Origin of the sequence: Xenorhabdus vietnamensis, assembly GCF_002127535.1 — a bacterium.
GTDB classification, from domain to species: Bacteria; Pseudomonadota; Gammaproteobacteria; order Enterobacterales; family Enterobacteriaceae; genus Xenorhabdus; species Xenorhabdus vietnamensis.
This window is the reverse complement of sequence record NZ_MUBJ01000011.1, coordinates 56,967-79,779: the sequence shown is the minus strand read 5'-3', so window position 1 is coordinate 79,779 and position 22,813 is coordinate 56,967. Positions and strand designations below refer to the sequence as shown.

Here is a 22,813-nt window from a genome sequence, read left to right as displayed (position 1 = left end):
AAGGCCCTGTCGTGAAATTGACGGAGCCTTTTTCTATAGTCTCAATAAATCAAGTTTCAATAAATCAATAGCAATAACTGTTTATTATCAGACTACTACTTATCCACTTTATCTTTTACAGCCTTGGCAAATTGTTTACCTCCATCCATAGCCGTATAGTGCACATGAATGTTGATGTCTTTTAACCGCCATAAGTACGGAGAATCTTTAAATATTTTATTGATCACCTGCTTATCAGGGAACTCCAGTGTCCATGTTGAAATGGTGCCAGTACCTTCAAATGGCAGGTAACGGTCATCATCAAACATCAGGGTGTACAGCCAGTTTTCTTTTGCTGCACTGCCATCATCTTCATTCAGGGAAGAAAGTGCGATTTGCTGTTGGGCACGCAGGTTGTTAACAATATTTTTACTGCTGCCTGCTTTCCTGTTGGGATCATAAAGCCAGTTCACCCCTTCAATATCTGCGCTGGTTAGTGTTGAACTGCCTGTTTGGGTCAGAACGGCACTGATTTCTGTTGATGGAATTAGAGTGACATTCCAGTTACTCAGCGTAATTGATACGGAAATCCGTTTGATTTGACGCAGGTAATGTCCGGGATAATTGGTATCAAACAGCTTGGAATTCAGTGTAAAGCTGACCATCTGTTTTTTCTCGATTTGATTCTTTAATTCATTCTCTGTCAGTAATTCACTGAGGGAAATAGTTTTCTTGATATTCATGCGGCGTTCATTGCGCTGTAGCCACGCATTTTCCATTTGCAGCAAATCCAATTGTAATGATTCCCCTGCCAGCAGGCCACGATAAGAATCATTCCACGCCGTGGTTTTGATAAAGCTTCTGCGCTGATAATCCCCTACTTCATAACGCCAGCTTGCTTCTGCCATCAGACACAGCGAAAGCACGGCGTCATAGGCAGGAGCATACAGAGCTGCAAGCCGTCCCATCAGCCATTGATAGGTCGGCACGATCAAAAACCCCGTTGTCATGAACTCATATAACTCACGGGCTGCGGCTTGTTGAGCCTGAGCTTCCCGTAGTGCTGTATTGGCACTTTTGATCAGTAATTCCTGCTCCTGCAATTGACGCTCAATAATATTGATTTCGCTTTGTGCCTGTTTGTACTCAATTTCCCACTCTTGGCGACGGCGGGCGTAATCGGCACTGTCCTGAAGTCTATCTGCGGTAAGGGCTAATCCATCAGAAATCAATTCAGAAATAATGGCGGCGTTTTTAATTGGTGCTGCATATTTCCCACCCCCCACAGCCAGACCAAAAATATTAGGGACGACTTCCAGTGCTGCGCCTGCCGCATAAAAAGGAGCTGCCGCAGCTTTGACAACTTCTGATGATGTTTTGAATGCGAGGGCTGAGATTTCCTGAGCGGAAAGATTCTCATCGTATAAGTTGTGATAATGCTCATACCGCTCTTGTGCCATCTTTTTACTTTCTTCCAGCGTAGCTTTACCCAACTGAGCAATTTGGATGGCTTCTTGCTGTAGTTCGATGGCGAAAGCAGACAATCTAAGAACCTGTGATTGTTCCAGCACTTCTTGTTTGGCATTGACCTCACTTTCTATGGCACCGAATAACCGATGTCCCATTTGAATGAGTTGTTTCACTGCATCGCTCGCGCGTTTCAACATGCTTGGGAAACGATAAGGCGGAACTTGCTGCTGCAAATGGTTCCAACTGGTGATGGAACTACCGGTATTGCGTCGCATCAGGCTGTCATCCCCTTCGGCACCTGTATACAGTGGCAATGGCAGTACTTTGCCATCCAGCGTCAGGCCGTGACGGAGATTGTACAGGCGGCTATTCAGCGTTTTTTGGTATTTAATGAGTTGTATATTAAAGGGTGACACAAAAGGACGACCATCAACGACTCGGACTTCGGGTTTAAAGTCCACCTTAATCTTTTCAAGCGTGGTGGGTGCCAGTGTGTAACATCTAAACCTTCCGGTAATGTACCAAGCAATTGTAGCGCCTGTTGGTAGCATAAATTAGCTTCATTCAGGCTGTCTCTGGTCAATTGGCGATAAAGATTATCTCCCTCTTGTATCCAGAGTTTGAGCTGGTAATGGAACAGGGCCTTCTGGTAATAAACGGGAAAACTGTAAGCCAGGAAAATTCTTCTGTTTTTGCCATGCCTGCCAGTGAGCATATTGGCTAAGGTTGCGGTTCCAATGCTCAATCCGCTCATCACTGATAGTTTGTACGCCATAGCCTATTTCCAGATGGGAAAACAGACGGAATAGATAGCGTTGCAAGCTGGCGATAGTGAAAGCCACCCTGCTGGTACTGACTTCTGAGGCAACCTGTAAGTCAGTCAGGAAGTAATTCGATAGAGCTTCAATGGTAGTGATATCTGACAACTTATCATCAGATGGCAGCCATTGACCCATCAGGTACTCAATGAGGGCATCCCGCCAGCGTTCATTAATTGTACCTTCCAGTTTAATTTGCTCTTCGGGCGTACAGGCGGCAAACAATGCGCTGCTGACTTGCTCCCAGTTATCATAGCTGGATGTGCTTGATAACCTGGCAACATCCAGTAATGGCTGAGCGGAGATATTACTTTTTTCTGCCAATACCTTAAGGCGCATAATTGTACTGACGCCGACAAGATTTTGTGCCACGTTAGGGTTGAAGCCATTCGTTACTTGCTGGATTTCCTTGCTCGACCAACCGATTAATTCTGCCAGATTGTTTGCGGCCTGCTCGGCAGTCCAGACATTTTTTGGTGGTGGAGTTTGGCCTATCTGATTGACTTGCCTCAGATAATAGAGAACATCATCTTCTGTTTTATTTTGGGGCTATCAAGCAGTAATTTATCAATATCTGGCCGGCGTTGGCTGAGAAATAGGGAGCCGTCTTTATCTGCAACGCTCTCAAATAACCGAACCTGTTGATATAAATCAACCAAATAGGCCAAAGGCCCATCGTTGGCCTCAGGTAAATTTGGGAAACAGTAGAGATCCTGATTATCGTTAAAGAGGGTTTTATAACTAATCCGTGATTCTATCTTATTTGCCATAATTGGTTACCTTTTAAATAGAAAGCGTGGTTAGAGAAAACAAAAACAACATTCCTATTTTCAGCTTATAATCATGAGTTATGTTTAGTTTTGCTTATAAGCATGGTTACACTATGGTCTGCCAGTGATGGTTATCCAGCCTAAAATATATTTAGGTTATGATCGTTTATTAAAAAATGATTTTATTTCAATATGTTCAACTGAAATATAGCATTAATTAATGAAAGGAATTTTTTAGTAGGAAATATATGATTATGATGCGAATTAATATTAAGGGTATAATTAAGATGTTTATTTATTATTTTTGATAAACTAAATTATTTTTTTATGAATATCATTCAGGTTATTGCACATATAAAATTAAACCTTACTTTATTCAAGTGTTTATTTTTCATCTTTGTGTTTTTGTTTAAAATGGGTATGGCAAATTGATATCCCAATACCAATTTGCCATACCCATTTTAAGAAAGTTAATGGGATAATATTTCTCATTATTTTTTTGCTTGCAGGTGTTTCTGAGCAAAAAAAAGGGCGCTGACATTTCTGGCTTCGTTGAAATCGGGATGTTCCAGCAATGACATCATGTCAGATATTGGCCATCGTACTTGTACCAGTGGCTCTGGCTCATCGCCTTTCAGGCATTCTGGATAAAGATCATGAGCAATTACAATATTCATCTTGCTGGAAAAATAGGAGGGTGCCATAGTTAATTTTGTCAACAGTTCTAGTTTTTCCGCTCCGAAACCAATTTCTTCCTTCAATTCACGATTAGCTGCTGCAAAAATGCTCTCTCCAGCATCAATAGCACCTTTGGGAAAACCCAGCTCGTATTGTTCAATGCCAACAGCATATTCGTGAATAAGAATTAATTCATCTCCGATAACTGGAATAATTAGAACGGCTTCACGATTTGTTGGTTTCATTCGTTCATAAACTCGTTTTACACCATTGCTGAATTCAAGATCAACAGATTGAATACTGAATAAGCGTGAATGGGCAATGTTATTTATATTCAGTATCTTAGGTTTTTTTAGTTCAATCATGCTTACCCCTGATGGTTTTTATATACCGGATAATTGAAAATAATAATGTACCCAACAACTTAAACATTACTGTTTGATTTAAGTTCCGTAATCAAATGGGACACCATCCAAATTTTGCTTTAATATGGCTGATTATGTTAGTAAATGATAGCGATTATCGCTTGAATGTATTTTTATTGCTATCTTGTCCTTGCAAAAAGCCTTTATTTTATGAAAAGGTATTAGAAAATTTATATATCCTTTTGTGAATAAAATTAAAAATAGAAAGCCAGAATAGGAATAGCCTGATTCTATGTGTTTCAAGAGATTGTTATTCTGCTGATCTCTGTATTGCGGTTATGAGCGTGGAGAAAATAATGAGCTCATTGGTCATTATATTGGCTATTTTTATCATTAGCCTGATTATAATGGCTTCCTTTCTGACTTTCAGATGGAGGCGGCTTGATAATGCGCGTTATCTACAGTCAATTGCCAAAACAACCAGTCGTAAGCTGAATACTGAAGAATATCAAGCTATAGAATCTTATGTGCGAAATACCAGCCTCTCGATGGCGACGAATAGTAGACGCAGAGCTGATTATCCGGTGTTACCCATTAAACATAATAATGTTTATATCATTACTCATCCTATCACCCGTTTTTCTGCTGCAACGAATGGCGTGCATCATTGGCGCTATTATCTTGATGAAATGGAAATACATTTGCCTGTATGGCTTGAACCATTTATCAAGCAACAGAATACGATTGAGGTTGTACGAACCACATCAACGCCACTTGTTATCACGGTTAATGGCCACTCTCTGAAAGATTATCAGCAAGATCTACCCATCATGCGAACGGCGGCAAAAACCGAGCATGCTTCCATTCAAAAAAATGGTAATTCGAGTGCTAATTTACTGTATACCCGCAAAGAGGCATTGGAAGAATATCGTTTGCGAAAATCAACAGGTATTCTGGAAGGCACTCTGGTGTGTGTGGGTTTGTCACTGTGGTTTATGGCCCTTTTCGTGCCCATTCCAATGCTTCCGTGGTTAATGTTGATGGCGCTCCTGTTCATTCTGGGAAGTTTTTGGCCGCATTTTCGTTTACCTTCTGGCCGAAAACTAGCAGATATCCATTGCTTCAGTGGCATTCCGAAGCGATGGGGAATATTCAGCGAATTTGAGCAGAGGCAAAGAAAAAATATCTCTTTGGGCGGCATTGATCTGATATATCCCGCACATTGGGAGCCTTATGTTTCCCATGATCTTGATCAGAATACAGATATTGACATGTACGCCAACTGTCATGTTGTGCGGCAGGGGCGTTATCTCTCTTTGCATGAAGAAGAGAAACACTACCCTTATCAGCGTTACAATAAGAACTTTATTCTAGTGGCTTTCTCTATAATTGCCATGCTTGTGCTTTATTTTTACCAGCCGGTAAGCTTATCCATGCGGTTTAGTTTGGCTTGGCTATATGGCAGCAATACCAAGGTGATTACCAGCGTCGATGAGCTACAAAATATGCCGTTGAATAAAGGGGATGTGTTGAAGGTCAAAGGGGCTGGGATGTGTTATTCTCCACCCTATTCCTTACGGCAATACAATCAGACAATATTCGTACCATTTGACTGTAGCGGGGTCTACTGGAATAGGGAAACTCCATTACCTTTAGTGGAATCTGAAGTTATCGAAAATATCGCAGAACTGCTTAGTATGCTCCGTGAGCAATTGTATTCAAGTGAACGTAACCGGAAAATCAATCCTGACCAGAAACAAACTATTGCTAAACCGGACATGATCTTGCTCGACAATTTTTCACAAATCACTTTGATGACGCATAAAATATGTCGGCAAGATGTTGTTTGTGACCGTTTGAAAGTTGCGTTGGTCAATTTGAGTGATGCCAACAATTGGGATGAATTGTCAAAAGATGCTGAAACAGGAAAACTGGATGGAACTAACGTGTTGTTACGTTCTATCAGTGCTGATGCGTTGGAAAAACTGGTTTATGACACGACTAAGGTAGTTGTCCTGAACGAAATGGAGGATCTGTTTAAGATTATAAATAGTCCATCTCCGGGGGGCGTTTTGCTGCGTAGTGATGAGAATAAGGCATTAACCGAATATCCGTTGCGGACAAACTATATATTCGACTTCACGGCTTTAGATCGGTGGAACGAATTGAGTGATACCTTAGAATTGTATATGAGGACGCCATTTGAAACAGAGGGAATTGTGACAGGATTGTCAGTAGATTCCAATGGGACTCGTCATATCATGTTGCACCGTGAGCTGGATTCCATTTCTTTCATTCGTTATTTGGGAAGTTGTTTGCTGTTAGTGATATTGTTGGCGACGCTAACCATCAATACTATCTTGCTTATCAATAAAAAACAGAAGAACAAGCGACGTCTCCAGCATATCACTCAATACTATGATAACCGTTTCAATTTGCCTTCGCCGTCGATGGATTGGCGATAACTTGATGGGCTGTGTTACCCTCAGCCCGTTTTTGCTTGTGCAGATTAGGCTTGTGGATTAGATCATTGGGAGAAACATCCATGCAGAATTCAGACACCGATCAGGCTGTTCGCCTTGATAAATGGCTGTGGGCTGCCCGTTTTTATAAAACCCGTTCTATCGCGCGTGAAATGATTGAAGGGGGGAAAGTCCATTATAATGGGCAGCGGAGTAAGCCGAGTAAACTGGTTGAGTTGAATGCAGAGATCAAGCTGCGTCAGGGAAATGATGAAAAAACGGTGCTCGTCTTGGCATTGCACAGTCACAGACGTAGTGCCACCGAAGCCCAGCAACTTTATCAGGAAACGGCAGCAAGTATTATCAATCGGGAAAAAATGGCATTGGCCCGTAAAATGAATGCGCTCACGATGCCGCATCCTGATCGCCGTCCAGATAAAAAAGAACGGCGCACACTAATAAAATTCAAGAACACAAAATTAAATGGGCCGGAAGATACTCAATAAAGACAAAGAGTATAACCGTCTCAGTGGAATGAGAGAGATTTATGACCAAACATGACCAATTACACCGCTTTTTATTTGAAAGCCATTCTGTCAGGGGAGAGCTTGTTTCTGTTAGTGAAACTTACCAGCGAATGCTGGAAAACCATCATTTTCCTCAACCCGTACAGCAGCTATTGGGTGAATTGTTGGTCGCAACCAGCTTGTTGACAGCTACATTAAAATTCAATGGAGACATCACCGTACAAATTCAGGGTGATGGCCCGGTTAAACTGGCGGTGATCAATGGCAACAACCTGCAACAGATGCGTGGCACCGCTCGCATTGATGGTGAAGTGAATGCGGCAGGCAGCCTGCGTGACATGATCGGCAATGGTTATATGGTCATCACAGTGACACCAACAGAAGGTGAGCGTTATCAGGGGGTTGTGGAGCTGGACGGTGATACGTTGGCAGAATGCCTGGATGCGTATTTCAAACAGTCAGAACAGTTGCCAACCCGCCTGTTTATCCGTACCGGAATGCTGGATGGAAAAATAGCAGCGGGTGGCATGTTATTGCAGATCCTGCCGGGGGTGCAGGAAAACAGTGAAGACATGTTTGACCACTTGGTACAACTGACGGCAACCATTAAGGGAGAAGAGCTGTTTACGCTGGACGCGAAAGAGGTCTTGTATCGCCTTTATCATGAAGAGGGTGTCACTCTATATAAGCCTCAGCAGGTAGAATTCCGTTGCACCTGCTCCCGGCAACGTTGTGCTGATTCTTTAGTGACGTTACCAGAAGCCGATCTCCAGGAAATTTTGCATAAAGATGGCAAAATCGACATGGAATGTGAATTCTGTGGTATGCACTATATTTTTGGAAAGAAAGATATTTTTGGAGAGAAAGATATTTTCGGAGAGAAAGATATCAGTGAAATAAAGGTTGTGAAGAAAGAGTAATTATATTGCAGTATTGGCACTGATTATATAATTAATGGATTTCCATGGGGCGTTAAATACGCCCTTTTAATTATAAAGTATTCTTCCATTCCGTGTTCTGTGTCTCATATAAACTCAAAAAAAGTAATGTGATTTCAATTTTTTGATAACAATCGCTGTTAATTAGTCATAATTATTTATTATCCCCCACAGAGATAAAGTATAACTGACCAGGAGCAACAAATGAGCGTTACAGGCATTACTGAGCAGGAACTTGCGGTTTATGGTATTGGTGGTGTTAGTGAAATTGTTTATAACCCAAGTTATGAACTGTTATTCTCTGAAGAAACTCAATCCTCACTACAAGGGTATGAGCGTGGCACATTGACTGATCTCGGTGCTGTTGCTGTGGATACAGGTATTTTTACCGGGCGCTCCCCGAAAGATAAATACATTGTCCGCGATGATGTTACCCGCGATACCGTTTGGTGGGCTGATCAAGGCAAAGGAAAGAACGATAATAAACCGCTCAGTCAGGAAACCTGGTCTCATCTTAAAGATTTGGTTACTCAGCAGCTTTCAGGCAAACGTTTGTTTGTGGTTGATGCTTTCTGTGGAGCCAATGCGGATACGCGTCTGAAAGTGCGCTTTATCACTGAAGTGGCGTGGCAGGCACATTTTGTAAAAAATATGTTTATTCGTCCGTCAGACGAAGAATTGGTTGGTTTCACACCTGATTTTATTGTGATGAACGGGGCTAAGTGCACGAATCCACAATGGAAAGAGCAGGGGTTGAACTCTGAAAACTTTGTTGCTTTTAACCTGACAGAACGTATGCAGTTGATCGGTGGTACTTGGTACGGTGGTGAAATGAAAAAAGGGATGTTCTCAATGATGAACTACCTGTTGCCACTGAAAGGTATTGCTTCCATGCACTGTTCCGCCAATGTGGGTGAGAAAGGTGATGTTGCTATTTTCTTCGGCCTGTCCGGGACGGGGAAAACCACTCTTTCCACTGATCCGAAACGTAAGTTGATCGGTGATGATGAACATGGTTGGGATGATGACGGCGTGTTTAACTTTGAAGGTGGCTGTTACGCGAAAACCATCAATTTGTCCAAAGAGGCTGAGCCGGATATCTATCACGCCATTCGCCGTGATGCTCTGCTGGAGAATGTCACTGTACTGGCAGATGGTACGGTTGATTTCAATGATGGTTCCAAAACAGAAAATACCCGTGTTTCTTATCCGATTTATCATATTGAAAATATTGTTAAACCTGTATCAAAAGCAGGGCACGCGACTAAAGTCATTTTCCTGACCGCAGATGCATTCGGAGTATTGCCTCCGGTTTCCCGTTTGACACCAGAACAGACCCAATATCATTTCCTGTCTGGTTTCACGGCAAAATTGGCGGGGACTGAACGCGGAGTAACGGAACCCACACCAACTTTTTCTGCTTGCTTTGGTGCGGCATTCCTGTCACTGCATCCGACACAATATGCGGAAGTTCTGGTTAAGCGAATGCAGTCATCGGGGGCGAAAGCTTATCTGGTCAATACTGGCTGGAATGGCACTGGCAAACGTATCTCTATCAAAGATACCCGTGCGATTATTGATGCGATTCTCAATGGTGACATTGAAGATACGGATACCATCCAATTGCCGATTTTTGATCTGGCCGTACCGACTACATTGCCGGGTGTAGATACGAGCATTTTAGATCCACGCAATACCTATGCTGATGAATCTGAATGGGATGTGAAAGCAAAAGATCTGGCACAGCGCTTTATCGATAGCTTTGATAAATATACCGATACCACTGCGGGTGCTGCATTGGTGAAAGTAGGCCCTAAACTGTAGTGTATATCTAATGTGCTTATCTGATTAAATTTAATCCTTCCATAAAAGAACTCTATTCAGTGAGATAGAGTTCTTTTTCAATCTATATTTCGCAATATCGTGAAATTCAGTCCAGTATCAGTTGGATGGTAAGTCGAACAGCAGAATTTCACTTTCTTGGTTTGCAGTTAATTGAAGAGAAGACTCATCCCAAATAGCAATACCATCGCTGGTGGTAGCCCACACTCCATTGATCATGACCTCACCACGAACGACCTGAATCCATACCTTGCGTGCTTTTTCCACGTGATATTCATCATTTTCGCCATTTTTTAATGTCCAACGCCATAATGTCATATCCTGAAAAATTTTCAGGGAACCCGCACGGGCATCAGGAGAGAGAATTAATTGGCGGCCTTCGGTTGTATCAAAGCGGTGTTGCTCATAGCGGGGAACCAGTCCCGTTTCTTCCGGCATGATCCAAATCTGGTAAAGGTGTAGTGGGCTATCATGATGTGGGTTATATTCTGAATGACGGATACCCGTTCCGGCACTCATAATCTGGAATTCTCCCGCAGATATTTGCCTTTTGTTTCCCATACTGTCTTGATGTTCTACGGTTCCGGAAAGAACATAAGTCAATATTTCCATATCGTTGTGTGGATGCATGCCGAATCCCTGACCAGCATCAATCACATCTTCATTAATGACCCTGAGAGCAGAAAATCCCATGAAATTTGCATCATAGTAGTTGGCGAATGAAAAAGTATGCCAACTGTCCAGCCAGCCGTGATTGGCATGACCTCGTTCTGAAGCTTGGCGTAAATAGATCATTTTCAAAATCCCTCAATGTTTTTTCGTAGTCTAGTTGAAGGACTGAAATATGAAAGATTGTAAATTTAATCTTAAAATTCAATTTTTTTGAACAAAAAGGAGGAAATATCAGGCAAAAAAAAGCCAACATAAAGTTGGCCTATAAAGTAAACACTGGAAGCAATGTGAGCAATGTCGTACTTTCACATGAACCCTGAAGGTGGTGCACTGAAAGTGTTAGGAATGATAATCGTTCTCAATATCATTTGTAAAGTGTTTTTTTAATCAAATTTAAAAGTACGGTTTAAAAGTGCGATTTAGTCACGTTAGCTGTATTGTTCGCTATCCCCCAATTCCATTTGATAGAGGTGCTGAGTACCTGTGTCGTGAAATTGATAGGGTATCAATTGGTAGCCTCGTAACCACAGTAAAAACCATCCACCATGTGTGTCTGGGCAAAGTCCAGCGAACCGAAAACCGCCTTTTTTGAGTAATGGACACAATCCCAAAACTTCTTCACACGCAGGTAGCTTCAAATAGATTAACTGTCCGGCGGGAAAATCGATGACCTCCGATAAAAAATCAGAATGAATCTCATATAGTGTGATCTCCAAACGCCGGCCGGATTTTTTAATGGTAAACGGCTCAGAAATGATGGAACTCCGATACGCTGATAGTGTATTTTGCGATGATTCTCCAACATATTGGCCGATCTGGGAGACCCAGTTTTGCCAGAGCTGTGGCCAGTTCAGCTTAGGTAATGGTAATGACTTAAGCGGCAAAATGCCCTGAATAATACTTTCAGGTTCTGGCAAACCAAATGGCGAATCGACATAATCCAGCATCAGAGCCGTCGAATAGAAACCTAAATTTCGGGCGATGTACTGGCTTTTAGGATGTGAACATACCTGTTTTATCGTCAGTAAATTATAACCTTGCTCTTTCGCATAGCCGCATAAATAACTGCCCAGAGACTTTGCCACACCATAACCTTGAAAATCGGGATATACAGCAATGAGCGCCAGTTCTGCCTGATTTTGCTGCACGGTATCCTTAACCAGAGAAGCATGACCAATGAGCCGTCCTTGATGGAACGCTAAGGCTGAGTGCCATTGCCCTGTGGTTTGGTTGTCATTGATGAGTCTTGGCAGATAGATGTCAGGATAAACATACGAATCACCATACACTTCACGGAATAACTGGCTGATTTTTTTATCATCGCCTGACTGATAGCTGCGAATCTGAATAGCGGAGTGGAAGATAGTCATCAATTTTAACCTTCAGTTATAACTGCGCAGATCCACAACTCGCTGCAATTTACCTGAACGTGGGTGTGTATACATACCATCAATATTGGTTTGCACGATCTCCAGCATATTTTGATGTATGCAAATTTTGTCCAGATTTGGAAAGGCAGTCATTACCCTATGACGTATTTTGTCAATATCGACCGCTTGCAGGCTTGCCACCAATAATCGGATTTGATCTTGTCCCGACTTCTGGCTCAGCTCTAATTGCCAGGCTAAAAGTTCTGTTTGTTGTGATAGTTCTGTCGCTAAATCGTCAGGGAATAATGACAGCGTGCCAAACCGTATACGGTAGCCCTGATTTGCACGTCCTTGCAGGACGAACTTCTCGCCCGCCTGTTCTGACTCGCACCAGCAAGCCATATCACCAGTAGGATAGCGAATGACGGGCATGAGTCGTCGTTGCAGATTAGTGACAACTAATAGCCCACGTTTACCCGGCTCAGTAATTGGCTGATGATTTATTTCATCTACTATCTCAATGATCGTGTCGTTACCAAATACCCGGTGTTCCCCCTGCTTGCATTCTGGATCGGCATAGCCGATCAAGCCAGCATCGACACTGGCACAACCAATTGAACCTAAACGAGCATGAGGAAAAACTTGTTGTATGATAGCGATCTGTGAATCAAACAAACTTTCCCCACCGTAAAGGATGGTTTCTACCATCGGCAATGTTTGCCCTGCATCTTTCAGGTAGTGGGCCAGACGGATTAACTGAACTGGTACTCCTGCCAGCACATTGATGTTGTGAAGGCGGATATTGTTAACCAGCAATTCATCCTCGACCTTACAGGTGAAAGGAAATTCCAATATGGGGAGTGGCGCATTTGATAATGCGCCATGGATAAAGATAAAGCTGGTATAAAGGTCACCAGCAAAAAACAGGTTAGCCACCCGATCCCCAGTTTTTAATTGGCGGGCAATACCTTGACCAAAGGCATCAATAAACGCTGTCCATTCTTGTTGACTGAAAACCGACAAGCGTCCATCGCTGGTTGAGCCACCCGTTTTAAACACATGCCCGCCTTCCAGCGGCGCAGTCAATACAGGCCATTTTTGTAAGTCGTTTGAATGTGCCCAGTAATCACTGGGCTGCACGAGTGGCAAATCTTCCAGAGTCCAATTTTCGGGAACGGACTTATATAGCTCTCGGTAATAAGCAGAATGCTCGCGCGCATGATGGAGCAAATCAATCAATGTCGTTCTGGTCATCATCTTAATTTTACTCAATTAATATTTACGCAAGTCGATGAACAATGGTGTTTTCCCACTATGTTCATTGCGGTGAAATTCAGCACTTGAAGTGGAAATAACGTCTAAACTCAGGAGTTTTCCGTCAACAACTTCGATAATTTTTGGATCTTCCAATAAACTCTGGCGCACTTTGGCTGGTTCAGCATGATCAACTAATAGCTGAATGCCATCAGTACCATCACTGTTATGATCGATGATCCATTGAACAGGCAATGCCAGTTGTTCAGATAAATCAGCAAGATTGAAAAAAATACTTCCTATCCGCAAAAGGGAGCCACTGCGCCCTTTAAGCCGGAAGCGTGGGGCAGTCAGGCCACAAGAACAAGGTTGGTTAATCCAGCAGCCAAGATCGCCTAAATCGTAACGTTGGACGGGCTGTGCTTCTCGGTGGAGGGAAGTAAATACCAGACGCCCGGTTTCGCCATCTGCCACGGGTTTATCATTCTCTATATTGAGAATTTCCAGCCATTGGGTATCAGCCATTAAATGGAATACTCCATCCTCGCTGGCTGCGCACGCATGACCGACCGGCCCGGCATCGACTGAACCGTAAATTGTTGAACAGATCAGGGTAACACCAAAACTGGTCAGGAAGTTTCGTTGGCTCATATTAAGGTGTTCACCACCCAAGAAGAGCTTACGAATGCCGCCATACTGACGCAATTTGGTGGTTTCATTCAGAAATAACCGATGCAACGTGCTTGGCATTCCTACCAGCGTATTAATGCGCTGACTCACGATAAAATCAGCGATTTCACTAAAGTCATTATCGGCAGGGCCACCCATTGGATATTGCGCCACGCCCAATTTATCCAGAATGGTGAAGAAGCTCATCATGCCACCGTACAATTTTCCGCCATAAAGCAGGTTCATGACGCGATCGGTTGCGGGTTCAAGCCCTGATGCAAATACACCGTCAGCCGCTGCCTGCATTTGCCTGTGGTAATCATGGTAGCTATAAGCGGCCAGTTTGGGCACACCACTGCTGCCGCCACTGCGGAAAAACAGACGGGCTTTATCATTGGGAACCAGAGCTTGAAAATCGGTCTTATTCATGACAGGAAGATTTTCTAACCCGCGTGGACGAGACGGAGGAACATCAAGATGAGCACAACCCGCCATTAATTCAGGCGCAAGGCTGACTGATACTCGTTTGGTAAGGCGTGACAGTGCATAGACCCCATCGTGTGGCTCACCACTATAGCCGCCATGCATCTGACCTGCCGGTGTGATGCGACTGATGCCCGCAGCAAATAAGGTATGGCTCATTTCGGTGATATATTCTTGGCGAGTAATCAAAGCACAGCTTTGCAGATGGTTACGCCAAGGCAGCAAAATAGAAGACAAACGCTGACGCGGAGCAGGGCGTATCTGCAATGTACGGAACAGAGGAGAAGCTGCCAATTCTTCTTCGTGTCGCCATATCACCCGCCATCCACCGGTTCGCCAGATTTCACCGCGTACTTGTGTAAACGCAAAATCGAGTTGTTGAAAAGCTGTTTGGGTAGAAATTTCTGCTGCTTCCTGAATATCCAGCTTCATGGCTGGATGCAATCCAGCACGGCGTTGCAGAGCGGCAGCCATGCGTTGTCCGATATGTTGTAAAACTTCAGGAGCATCGCTATCGATCAGCAAACATTGCGGGCTGGAGCAGGCTTGTTGGTCATAACAGCAAATATCATCGGCCAATGCATCCAGTTGCGCATCATCGGCAGCATCAGGGCTTAGCCAAGCAATACTGATGCGGTGTCCCCAATCTATCCAGCGGCAACCTGCGGGCAGTTGAGCACGAATGGATGCCAGAGATGAGTCGCTTCCCCAAGCAGAAACGGCATCGGCCTGACTGAACAATTCTGCCAGTTGTGTCACTGGTAACGGCAATACTACTACCCGATCAGCCAAATCACCTGAAATATCGTGGGCTAAAAATTCTGCCAGAAGTTGTGTACTAAACCCGTTATCGCTGCTGCTTGGGCGTAACCAGTTAATATTACCCACCAGTAAACTTTCTATTATGGCCATAAAGGGCAGAAGCTCAGCATTGGAAGGCGTAATATGGACAACCAACCCTAATGGTTTCCACGCTTCATACCGATTCTGGTTATAATCGAATCTACGCAACGAAAAAGCATTTTGCCCAAGTTCCCGCTCCAGCTTGGCTTCCAGGGCTTCGCGTTGGCAAAAAGCGATAAGCGCTTCCCGAGCCTGAGTATCAAACAGAGGATGTTCACTCAAATTGGAAAGATATTCAGCAAAGCGTTGCGCGCAATCAAGTACCTGCTCAGAAGTATGGGGGCGTGCCAGCAGTTCAGGTAAACGCTCACGTAATTTCTCTATTTTTTGTCCTGCTAACGGCTCAGTAGAAATAGGGCTATTCATTATTTTTGTAGAAACGGCATTGGTAGAAACTGTATTTACGGAGGACATATCAAGATCTCTTAATCAATTCTGAAGCGGCAATGGCACAACTACGGCTTTTGCTGGTACCCGCTCGGCCAAGCAGCTCAAACCAATCTGTTTCAAGTTCACATTCACAGCTTTTACCGGAATGCAGCACAGCCAAGTCATTTGTGACTATGCTGTGGGCTGGACAGGAAGTGATAAAAGGAGATGTAAAATGCAGAAAGCCCGGCTCTCCATAAGGCTGGCACGTCAAATTAGCGGTATGGCGTACATATGCGCGGGCATAGACTGGGACATGAAAATTATGGTGAGAACATTCAACATAAGGCACTGGATGTTCAACTGAACCATAACCATCACGGCAGCGAATATCAGGGATACCTAATTGTTCGGTCAATCGTTGATACAGTTCTCTTTTAGGAATGGATTTATCAGCATGTGTTTTCCAACCTCCGCCGAGGAAAACCAGTGATTCAGGATGTAATTTCAGTGCGGGCAGTCCCATTTGCTCCATTCTTTGCAGGGTAAACCACAAAAAGGCAGGGAAACCGAAGATACGCACAGGTAATCCTTCCTGAGCAAATTGCTGGAGTGCGGTAATTGTGCCGAATGGGTCGAATTCATTCCCTTGCCCGTTATGGCGCAAAGCATAGTAAGCCCTATTTACAGGAGCATACTTGGACAGGAACTGATCGGTGTAGGCCGTACCCAGAGTAATGGCACCAGCGGGTTCGTAGCTAAGCAGTAGGTAGTTACATGGTTGATCAGGGGTGTTCCAGCCATAATAGTCAAAAATACAGTCCACCATATGCTGAGCGGCAGTAATACTTTCAGAATCATAGCGCATGCGGCTTTTCTGTCCGGTGGTTCCGGAAGAAGTCAGTTCCAGCGCATCTCGTGCACTATCACTGAGTATCAGATTACGCTTGAAATAATTGGCAAATAGCAAAGGCAGATTTGACCAATCATCCAGCGTCATCAGAGCTTGTTTATCCAGACCATGGTCTGCCAGCCACTGCTCATAACCAGGGGTATGTTCGCAGTGGTATAGCGTCAATTCACGCATAGCGTCATTAAATAATGCGTCATATTCGGCACAAGCACGGTAAGGATGTGTGATAGCACACAGTGCTTTGACGTGAGATAAGTTTTGCATATTGGCACTCATTCTTCATTAACAGCTACAAAGGATTTGTTAATTAAAAAAATTAATTAATTATTCTTCTATTGAACGTAATAATTTTTGATAGGCTTTAGTGATTAACTAACGTAATGAATAAAATCGCCTATTTTAATTAAATCTTTGGGCGTTGTTGGAGGATGATGCGTTGGTTTCTGACAGTATATAAGTCTGTTTTGTGGTAAAACAGCAATTTTATGGTTAATAATGGGTGTTTTTTGCCATTTTTATAGTTAATGTCAGTCCTATGTTTGCGGGGCGCATTATTCCAAACCAAACGGTAACAATCAATCTGTTTTTCTAATGTTTTGTGTTGTTTTGGCGTTTAATGCAATCATTATTTAATATACTTGTTTTATTAATTATTATTACGTGATTGTTGGTTGAATTTTCTTTTGACGCATTAGTGGCATTTTACGCGTATTAAAGGTGTGGTTATGTCCGGGGATGGTATCTAAATTTGAGATTTTTTGGATAAGGTTCTGATCAGTAAGTTATTTAAGCCTGCTATTTACTGAATTTTGATATGTGAGAGGAGAGAAGAGGGAAGAAAAGCAGAATAGCTTAAGGAATGGTGACACTAAAGCAACTAGATACAGTGATGGTTTATACTGTCATCATATAGAGCCAGTATATGATCCATGATAAGTTCCACACCTTAAGCAATCAGAAATTTTATCGCCTACTCTTTATCTTTATATAAGTATAATATCAGGAAAAACCGGGAATTATTTTTGATAAGGGTATGGACGAACCAATGATAATACTGGCTGCTATCAATGCTCATCTTTATTATTGAATTTAGTGACCGCTTAAACGGCCACCTTAAAATAACAACCGAGCAGCAAATCCAATTAGCACGACTCCCATTACCCGTTCAAACCAATACCCTTTCTGCATGAATTTATTACGAATCAATATATTTGAAAAAATAATACTGACTAACACAAACCATACCGCATTGACCATACACATCCACATGCCATAAAAGACTTGTATCAGTGTAGGTGTACTGCTACTTACTACGGTTGTGAAAACTGCCAAAAAGAACAATGTCGCCTTAGGGTTAAGGGCATTTGTCATAAATCCTATCAGAAATGCTTTCCATCGACTTTGTGAGGTCTGAATAATTTCTTCATTCTCTAAGGCATCCAGATTGGCAGGCTTACTCCTGATAAATTTGATCCCAAGCCATATGATATAAATTGCACCAACTAGTTTTGCAGCTTCCATCAACCACGGGGTGGCATGCATTAATGCACTAATTCCCACCAGTGTATAAATGACATGTATTGATATTCCTGCTCCAATACCTACTGCCGTACATATTCCAGCCCAACGGCCAAATTTTACACTCTGCCGTATAGTTACCGCAAAATCAGGACCTGGAGCTACCACAGCCAGAAAATGAATCACCGCCAGTCCTAAAAATTCTCCCCAATAGTCAGACAACATATTAACTCCAGAAGGATGGTGGGTTTGCTGCTCCACGATAAATGTTCAGAAACAATGTGGTAAGCCATCAGATCACATCGTAATGCACTGTTAGATTACCCTTATTTGCACCGCTTGCACTTTGATATTTCCCAGTTGCCCTAGCGATACTTCACTCTATCAGTGTTGATAAAGCAAAGTATAAGCTAATGTATAAACTTTATTATCTCGGAACAACAACCAATGCCTGCGCACAAGCCCACGCCGAGCTCCACGCCCACTGGAAGTTATACCCGCCAAGCCAGCCGGTCACATCGACTACTTCTCCAATAAAGTACAACCCTTTCACTTTATGAGATTCCATCGTTTTTGATGACAACTCATTAGTATCCACTCCGCCAAGAGTGACTTCCGCCGTGCGATAGCCTTCCGTACCATTCGGTTGTACCTGCCAGTATTGCAGGGTGGTGAGCAGCTCTTTTTTCTGTGCGGAATTAAGTTGTTTCAGAGACAGTTCCGGCAGTTGTCCAAGAGACTGCAAACACTCGACCAAACGTTTGGGCAGTAATTTAGACAGGGTATTTTTCAAACTCTGATTGGGATGAGATTCCTGCTCTTTAACCAGAAAACTTTCCAAATCCGTATCAGGAAGTAAGTTAATACTCACATACTCACCAGGCTGCCAATAGCTGGAAATCTGCAAAATAGCGGGGCCGGAAAGACCACGATGGGTGAACAAAATATTTTCCCTGAATACTGTGCCATCTTTTGCAGTTACAACGGAAGGAACTGCGACACCGGAGAGAGTTTGAAGTTGATCCAATAGCGGTTTATGTAGGGTAAAGGGAACTAATGCTGCACGCGTAGGCAGGATATTGAGTCCAAATTGCTCTGCGATACGGTAACCCAAAGGAGAGGCTCCCAATCCGGGCATGGACAATCCACCGGATGCCACAACAAGTGAGTGCGCACTTACTTCTTTTCCTGCTGCTGCAATAACAAAACCCTGCTCTTTCTTTTCGATATGAGTGACTTCATTGCGCAATCGAATAGTGATTTGCCCTTTTTCGCACTCTTTCAAAAGTAGGTCTATAATTTGTTGGGCTGAGTCATCACAGAAAAGTTGCCCCAATGTTTTTTCGTGATAAGGAATGCCATGGCGTTGTATAAGATCAATAAAATCCCACTGGGTATAGCGAGCAAGTGCTGACTTACAAAAATGGGGATTGGCAGAAAGGAATGCCGCTGGCTCGGTATACATATTGGTAAAATTACAGCGCCCTCCGCCGGACATCAAAATTTTACGGCCTGCTTTTTTGCCGTTATCCAGTACCAGAACGTTTAATCCGGCTTGTCCTGCCTGTGCAGCACAGAATAAGCCAGCAGCGCCAGCACCAATAACAACTACATCAAATTTTTCCATTCATCTGTCTCTTTTGACCGAGTTATTTGTAGGAAATTACTGCATTGTGAGGGCTATGTTCACGAACCATAGAGAAAAATATGCATTTGGTTTAACTTTTTACGGCAAAAAGTCATTTTTTATCAAAAAAACATTAAAATATTAAAATTAAGTAACTATTTGATATATATGATAAATTAAAGGGTTTCCATGCCGATTGATCGTTATTAAATCAAAAAAAGGTCATATTTCTCTTTTCCCGCTAACGTTTGTCACTGATAATGCGCGCGTTCATGTCCTACTAACTGGCTTAACGTTTATGCTACATCTGTTTACTGGCTTGGATTTTTATACCAGCCTTATGTTAGTGCTTGCTCTGTTGTTTGTGCTTTTCTATGAAGCCATCAATGGGTTTCATGATACCGCAAACGCAGTAGCAACTGTTATTTATACCCGTGCGATGCGTTCGCAGCTTGCCGTTGTTATGGCAGGGGTTTTTAACTTTTTGGGTGTTCTCCTTGGTGGATTAAGTGTCGCTTATGCGATTGTGCATCTACTGCCTACGGATCTTCTGCTAAATGTCAGCTCGGCTCACGGTTTAGCTATGGTTTTTTCCATGCTACTGGCGGCGATTATCTGGAATTTGGGTACATGGTATTTCGGTATTCCTGCATCTAGTTCCCATACGTTGATTGGCTCTATTATCGGTATCGGTTTAACCAATGCGATAGTAACCAGTTCGTCGGTAGTGGATGCGTTGAATATTCCGAAGATGATACAGATTTTCATGTCCTTGATCCTGTCTCCTCTGGTTGGTTTGCTGATTGCTGGAGCGATGGTATTTTTGCTACGCCGTTATTGGAGTGGTACGAAAAAACGTCGCCGTATCCATATGACGCCTGCCGAACGTGAAAAACAGGATGGTAAACGTAAACCTCCATTCTGGACACGTACTGCCCTGATTCTCTCTGCTGTCGGTGTGAGTTTCTCCCACGGAGCGAACGATGGTCAGAAAGGTATTGGCTTGATCATGCTGGTGCTGATTGGCGTTGCACCTGCGGGCTTTGTCCTCAATATGAATTCCGCCTCTTATGACATCACTCGCACGCGTGATGCTGTTGTCAACTTGCGGACGCATTACGAGCAGCATGCTCCAGAGTTGGCTCATGCGATTGAACTGAACTCGGTTGCTTCTTCTGTTGGAGATCAACTGGATATGACACTCCATTGCGATAATTCACGTGCATTAGTGATGCTGAACACCGCTGAAAACATGCTGACGAATGTCCAGAATTTCAACGAATTGACCCCAGATCAACGTAGCAAAATGCGCCGTATGCTAATGTGTATTGCTGATACAGCAAGCGATGTGGCCAGGCTGCCAGAAACTAAACCTAAAGACGCACGTTTCCTGAACGATTACCGCAAAGATATATTGAAGACTGTGGAATATGCGCCGATGTGGATCATTATTGCAGTGGCTCTTGCTCTGTCTTTGGGCACAATGGTTGGTTGGAAACGGGTTGCTGTGACTATCGGTGAGAAGATTGGCAAAAAAGGCATGACTTATGCCCAAGGTGTTTCTGCTCAGGTTACAGCTGCGGTTTCTATTGGTGTTGCCAGTTATACTGGTATGCCAGTATCCACAACGCAAGTGCTCTCTTCTGCGGTTGCGGGGACGATGTTGGTTGATGGTGGTGGAGTGCAAAGCAAGACTATCAAAAATATCATGCTGGCGTGGGTTCTGACGCTGCCGATTTCCATTGGATTGTCAGGCTTACTGTATTGGATCGCCTTGAAACTGATCTAACCATGTTTTAGAAAAAGGGTTGGCTGCTTGTTGTTGCAAGCCAACCCTTTGTCATTATCACTTGTTTTTTGTTCACATTCATATCTCAAATTTACGTTAAATCATAATTGCTATCAGGCATAGCAGAACAACGCCACACAGTATTTCCGTCAATATAAATTGTTTCCTCATTCTTTCGCACAATAAGACGACATCAGGGTCGTGATGGTTGATATAACTTTGTGAATTGATATAGCGCACCAGCCGAATCTGTTTATTGAACTGACCATTAGCTTTAAAAAAACCATTCCCATCAACGGATTGGTACAGCATTGGATCTGATTCGCGCAAAATTGACAACAGTACACGGAGCGAAGAAAAATAGCGAAGTATGTTAATAATGCAGATAAGGCAAGCAGCCCAAAATAGTGCGATGGCACTGAACATATTTCCCCCTTCTGATTGAGTCAGCAAAAGCGGCTAATTTCTAATAAAGAAAAAACCAATAGTAAAAAATTGTAATTTGAATAATAACTATATTAAATTTTAGTGAAAAATATAGCGTTTTAGGTGTTTATAGTAGGGCTGCAACTGGAAATCGGTTAGGTCTATAATCAGTTATTGTGGGTAAGTTGCCAGTGATGTTGTTTTTCTTGGAACTATTCTATGTTTTCAGGTAGTAAAGAAAGTAAAACAATAAGTTGTGATCAAAACGACACTCAAAATATACATTGAACAGTTATAGTATAAACATCGAATCATGGCGTTTAATGTTGCCAATCCATTTAATCGACGTTATGGAAGGAGTTCTTATGGCTTATAAGCATATTCTTGTTGCTGTTGATTTATCTCCAGAAAGTCAGATCTTGGTGGAGAAAGCTGTATCAATGGCGAAACCGTACAATGCCAAAGTTTCCCTGATCCATGTTGATGTTAACTACTCTGATCTTTATACCGGCCTTATTGATGTAAATCTTGGCGATATGCAGGAGCGTATCGCGGATGAAACTCGTAATTCTTTGAAAGAATTATCTGCCAGCGCAGGCTACCCCGTTCAAGAAACTTTGAGTGGTAGTGGTGATTTAGGGCAGGTTCTTGTTGATGCTATCAAACAATACGATATGGATTTGGTTGTATGTGGCCACCATCAGGATTTTTGGAGCAAGTTGATGTCTTCGGCTCGCCAGCTTATTAATACCGTTCATGTTGATATGTTAATTGTACCTTTGCGTGACGAAGAATAATCTTCGGCTGATATTTTATTCTGTAAAATCGCCTGCTTATGCAGGCGATTTTTTTGTCTCCAGAAAAGATGATGAAACTGCTTTAGAAATTGTCAAAGATATTTTTAGGAAATATTACAAAAAATAGTTGTTGAAATTTAAGCATAAAACAGTGCTATATTCAGAAAGCAAACC

Annotated in this window: 18 protein-coding genes and 1 pseudogene; 6 read left to right on the top strand and 13 right to left on the bottom strand. The window is 42.8% G+C overall.

Annotated elements, in window-relative coordinates; genetic code table 11:
* Positions 1–95: 95 nt before the first annotated feature.
* The 4 genes from Xvie_RS11445 to nudE form a co-directional block, all read right to left on the bottom strand.
* Positions 96–2,000 carry a Tc toxin subunit A-related protein gene (locus Xvie_RS11445; protein ID WP_086109453.1) on the bottom strand — a complete coding sequence of 635 codons (1,905 nt, stop codon included), beginning with the start codon at positions 1,998–2,000 and terminating at the stop codon, positions 96–98.
* Positions 2,001–2,045: 45 nt separating this feature from the next.
* Entirely contained in the window at positions 2,046–2,639 is a 594-nt protein-coding gene (locus Xvie_RS11440; protein ID WP_086109452.1) for a neuraminidase-like domain-containing protein, read from the bottom strand.
* A 137-nt stretch (positions 2,640–2,776) separates the two neighbouring features.
* Positions 2,777–3,037, bottom strand: a complete 261-nt coding sequence (locus Xvie_RS11435; RefSeq protein ID WP_086109451.1) for a Tc toxin subunit A — start codon at positions 3,035–3,037, stop codon at positions 2,777–2,779.
* Between the two features lie 491 nt (positions 3,038–3,528).
* Positions 3,529–4,080 carry an ADP compounds hydrolase NudE gene (gene nudE, locus Xvie_RS11430; protein ID WP_086109450.1) on the bottom strand — a complete coding sequence of 184 codons (552 nt, stop codon included), beginning with the start codon at positions 4,078–4,080 and terminating at the stop codon, positions 3,529–3,531.
* Between the two features lie 356 nt (positions 4,081–4,436).
* Between nudE and Xvie_RS11425 the strand changes: the two genes are divergently transcribed.
* From Xvie_RS11425 to pckA, 4 genes are all read left to right on the top strand, one after another.
* The gene (locus Xvie_RS11425; protein WP_086109449.1) at positions 4,437–6,545 is read left to right on the top strand and encodes an IgaA/UmoB family intracellular growth attenuator; all 2,109 of its coding nucleotides are present in this window, start codon (positions 4,437–4,439) and stop codon (positions 6,543–6,545) included.
* Between the two features lie 80 nt (positions 6,546–6,625).
* Positions 6,626–7,048 carry a ribosome-associated heat shock protein Hsp15 gene (gene hslR, locus Xvie_RS11420; protein ID WP_086109448.1) on the top strand — a complete coding sequence of 141 codons (423 nt, stop codon included), beginning with the start codon at positions 6,626–6,628 and terminating at the stop codon, positions 7,046–7,048.
* A gap of 41 nt (positions 7,049–7,089) precedes the next feature.
* On the top strand, positions 7,090–7,989 hold the full coding sequence (gene hslO / locus Xvie_RS11415; RefSeq protein ID WP_086109447.1) for an Hsp33 family molecular chaperone HslO: 900 nt from the start codon (positions 7,090–7,092) through the stop codon (positions 7,987–7,989).
* Positions 7,990–8,211: 222 nt separating this feature from the next.
* A complete protein-coding gene (pckA, locus tag Xvie_RS11410) occupies positions 8,212–9,831 on the top strand; it encodes a phosphoenolpyruvate carboxykinase (ATP) (RefSeq protein WP_086109446.1) in 1,620 nt (539 codons plus the stop codon).
* Between the two features lie 117 nt (positions 9,832–9,948).
* Here the strand turns inward: pckA and Xvie_RS11405 are convergent, their stop codons facing one another.
* The 8 genes and pseudogenes from Xvie_RS11405 to Xvie_RS11375 form a co-directional block, all read right to left on the bottom strand.
* Positions 9,949–10,644: a pirin family protein gene (locus tag Xvie_RS11405; protein WP_086109445.1), complete on the bottom strand. Its 696-nt coding sequence runs from the start codon at positions 10,642–10,644 to the stop codon at positions 9,949–9,951.
* A 305-nt stretch (positions 10,645–10,949) separates the two neighbouring features.
* Positions 10,950–11,891 carry a GNAT family N-acetyltransferase gene (locus tag Xvie_RS11400; protein ID WP_086109444.1) on the bottom strand — a complete coding sequence of 314 codons (942 nt, stop codon included), beginning with the start codon at positions 11,889–11,891 and terminating at the stop codon, positions 10,950–10,952.
* A gap of 12 nt (positions 11,892–11,903) precedes the next feature.
* Entirely contained in the window at positions 11,904–13,148 is a 1,245-nt protein-coding gene (locus Xvie_RS11395; protein ID WP_086109443.1) for a phenylacetate--CoA ligase family protein, read from the bottom strand.
* A 15-nt stretch (positions 13,149–13,163) separates the two neighbouring features.
* Positions 13,164–15,614 (bottom strand): acyl-CoA reductase, encoded by a 2,451-nt coding sequence (locus tag Xvie_RS11390; RefSeq protein WP_086109442.1) that lies wholly within the window; start codon positions 15,612–15,614, stop codon positions 13,164–13,166.
* Position 15,615: 1 nt separating this feature from the next.
* Positions 15,616–16,746, bottom strand: coding sequence for a LuxE/PaaK family acyltransferase (locus Xvie_RS11385; protein WP_086109441.1), 1,131 nt, complete (start codon positions 16,744–16,746; stop codon positions 15,616–15,618).
* A 139-nt stretch (positions 16,747–16,885) separates the two neighbouring features.
* Positions 16,886–17,089: pseudogene (locus Xvie_RS25750) on the bottom strand (hypothetical protein); the annotation flags it as partial.
* A gap of 506 nt (positions 17,090–17,595) precedes the next feature.
* The gene (locus tag Xvie_RS11380) at positions 17,596–18,225 is read right to left on the bottom strand and encodes a LysE family translocator (RefSeq protein ID WP_086109440.1); all 630 of its coding nucleotides are present in this window, start codon (positions 18,223–18,225) and stop codon (positions 17,596–17,598) included.
* 202 nt (positions 18,226–18,427) lie between these two features.
* Positions 18,428–19,627, bottom strand: coding sequence for a BaiN/RdsA family NAD(P)/FAD-dependent oxidoreductase (locus Xvie_RS11375; protein WP_086109439.1), 1,200 nt, complete (start codon positions 19,625–19,627; stop codon positions 18,428–18,430).
* 298 nt (positions 19,628–19,925) lie between these two features.
* Between Xvie_RS11375 and pitA the strand changes: the two genes are divergently transcribed.
* A complete protein-coding gene (gene pitA / locus Xvie_RS11370; RefSeq protein ID WP_086109438.1) occupies positions 19,926–21,416 on the top strand; it encodes an inorganic phosphate transporter PitA in 1,491 nt (496 codons plus the stop codon).
* 96 nt (positions 21,417–21,512) lie between these two features.
* Here the strand turns inward: pitA and uspB are convergent, their stop codons facing one another.
* Positions 21,513–21,842, bottom strand: a complete 330-nt coding sequence (gene uspB / locus Xvie_RS11365) for a universal stress protein UspB (protein WP_086109437.1) — start codon at positions 21,840–21,842, stop codon at positions 21,513–21,515.
* A 365-nt stretch (positions 21,843–22,207) separates the two neighbouring features.
* Here uspB and uspA point away from each other — a divergent pair, with 365 nt between their 5' ends.
* Positions 22,208–22,639, top strand: coding sequence for a universal stress protein UspA (gene uspA / locus Xvie_RS11360; RefSeq protein ID WP_086109436.1), 432 nt, complete (start codon positions 22,208–22,210; stop codon positions 22,637–22,639).
* Positions 22,640–22,813: the final 174 nt, after the last annotated feature.

Bases quoted from the DNA above. Each gene is read 5' to 3' on its own strand.
- Xvie_RS11445 (WP_086109453.1), bottom strand. From the start codon at position 2,000: ATGCTACCAACAGGCGCTACAATTGCTTGGTACATTACCGGAAGGTTT.
- Xvie_RS11435 (WP_086109451.1), bottom strand. From the start codon at position 3,037: ATGGCAAATAAGATAGAATCACGGATTAGTTATAAAACCCTCTTTAAC.
- nudE (WP_086109450.1), bottom strand. From the start codon at position 4,080: ATGATTGAACTAAAAAAACCTAAGATACTGAATATAAATAACATTGCC.
- Xvie_RS11425 (WP_086109449.1), top strand. From the start codon at position 4,437: ATGAGCTCATTGGTCATTATATTGGCTATTTTTATCATTAGCCTGATT.
- hslR (WP_086109448.1), top strand. From the start codon at position 6,626: ATGCAGAATTCAGACACCGATCAGGCTGTTCGCCTTGATAAATGGCTG.
- hslO (WP_086109447.1), top strand. From the start codon at position 7,090: ATGACCAAACATGACCAATTACACCGCTTTTTATTTGAAAGCCATTCT.
- pckA (WP_086109446.1), top strand. From the start codon at position 8,212: ATGAGCGTTACAGGCATTACTGAGCAGGAACTTGCGGTTTATGGTATT.
- Xvie_RS11405 (WP_086109445.1), bottom strand. From the start codon at position 10,644: ATGATCTATTTACGCCAAGCTTCAGAACGAGGTCATGCCAATCACGGC.
- Xvie_RS11400 (WP_086109444.1), bottom strand. From the start codon at position 11,891: ATGACTATCTTCCACTCCGCTATTCAGATTCGCAGCTATCAGTCAGGC.
- Xvie_RS11395 (WP_086109443.1), bottom strand. From the start codon at position 13,148: ATGATGACCAGAACGACATTGATTGATTTGCTCCATCATGCGCGCGAG.
- Xvie_RS11390 (WP_086109442.1), bottom strand. From the start codon at position 15,614: ATGTCCTCCGTAAATACAGTTTCTACCAATGCCGTTTCTACAAAAATA.
- Xvie_RS11385 (WP_086109441.1), bottom strand. From the start codon at position 16,746: ATGCAAAACTTATCTCACGTCAAAGCACTGTGTGCTATCACACATCCT.
- Xvie_RS11380 (WP_086109440.1), bottom strand. From the start codon at position 18,225: ATGTTGTCTGACTATTGGGGAGAATTTTTAGGACTGGCGGTGATTCAT.
- Xvie_RS11375 (WP_086109439.1), bottom strand. From the start codon at position 19,627: ATGGAAAAATTTGATGTAGTTGTTATTGGTGCTGGCGCTGCTGGCTTA.
- pitA (WP_086109438.1), top strand. From the start codon at position 19,926: ATGCTACATCTGTTTACTGGCTTGGATTTTTATACCAGCCTTATGTTA.
- uspB (WP_086109437.1), bottom strand. From the start codon at position 21,842: ATGTTCAGTGCCATCGCACTATTTTGGGCTGCTTGCCTTATCTGCATT.
- uspA (WP_086109436.1), top strand. From the start codon at position 22,208: ATGGCTTATAAGCATATTCTTGTTGCTGTTGATTTATCTCCAGAAAGT.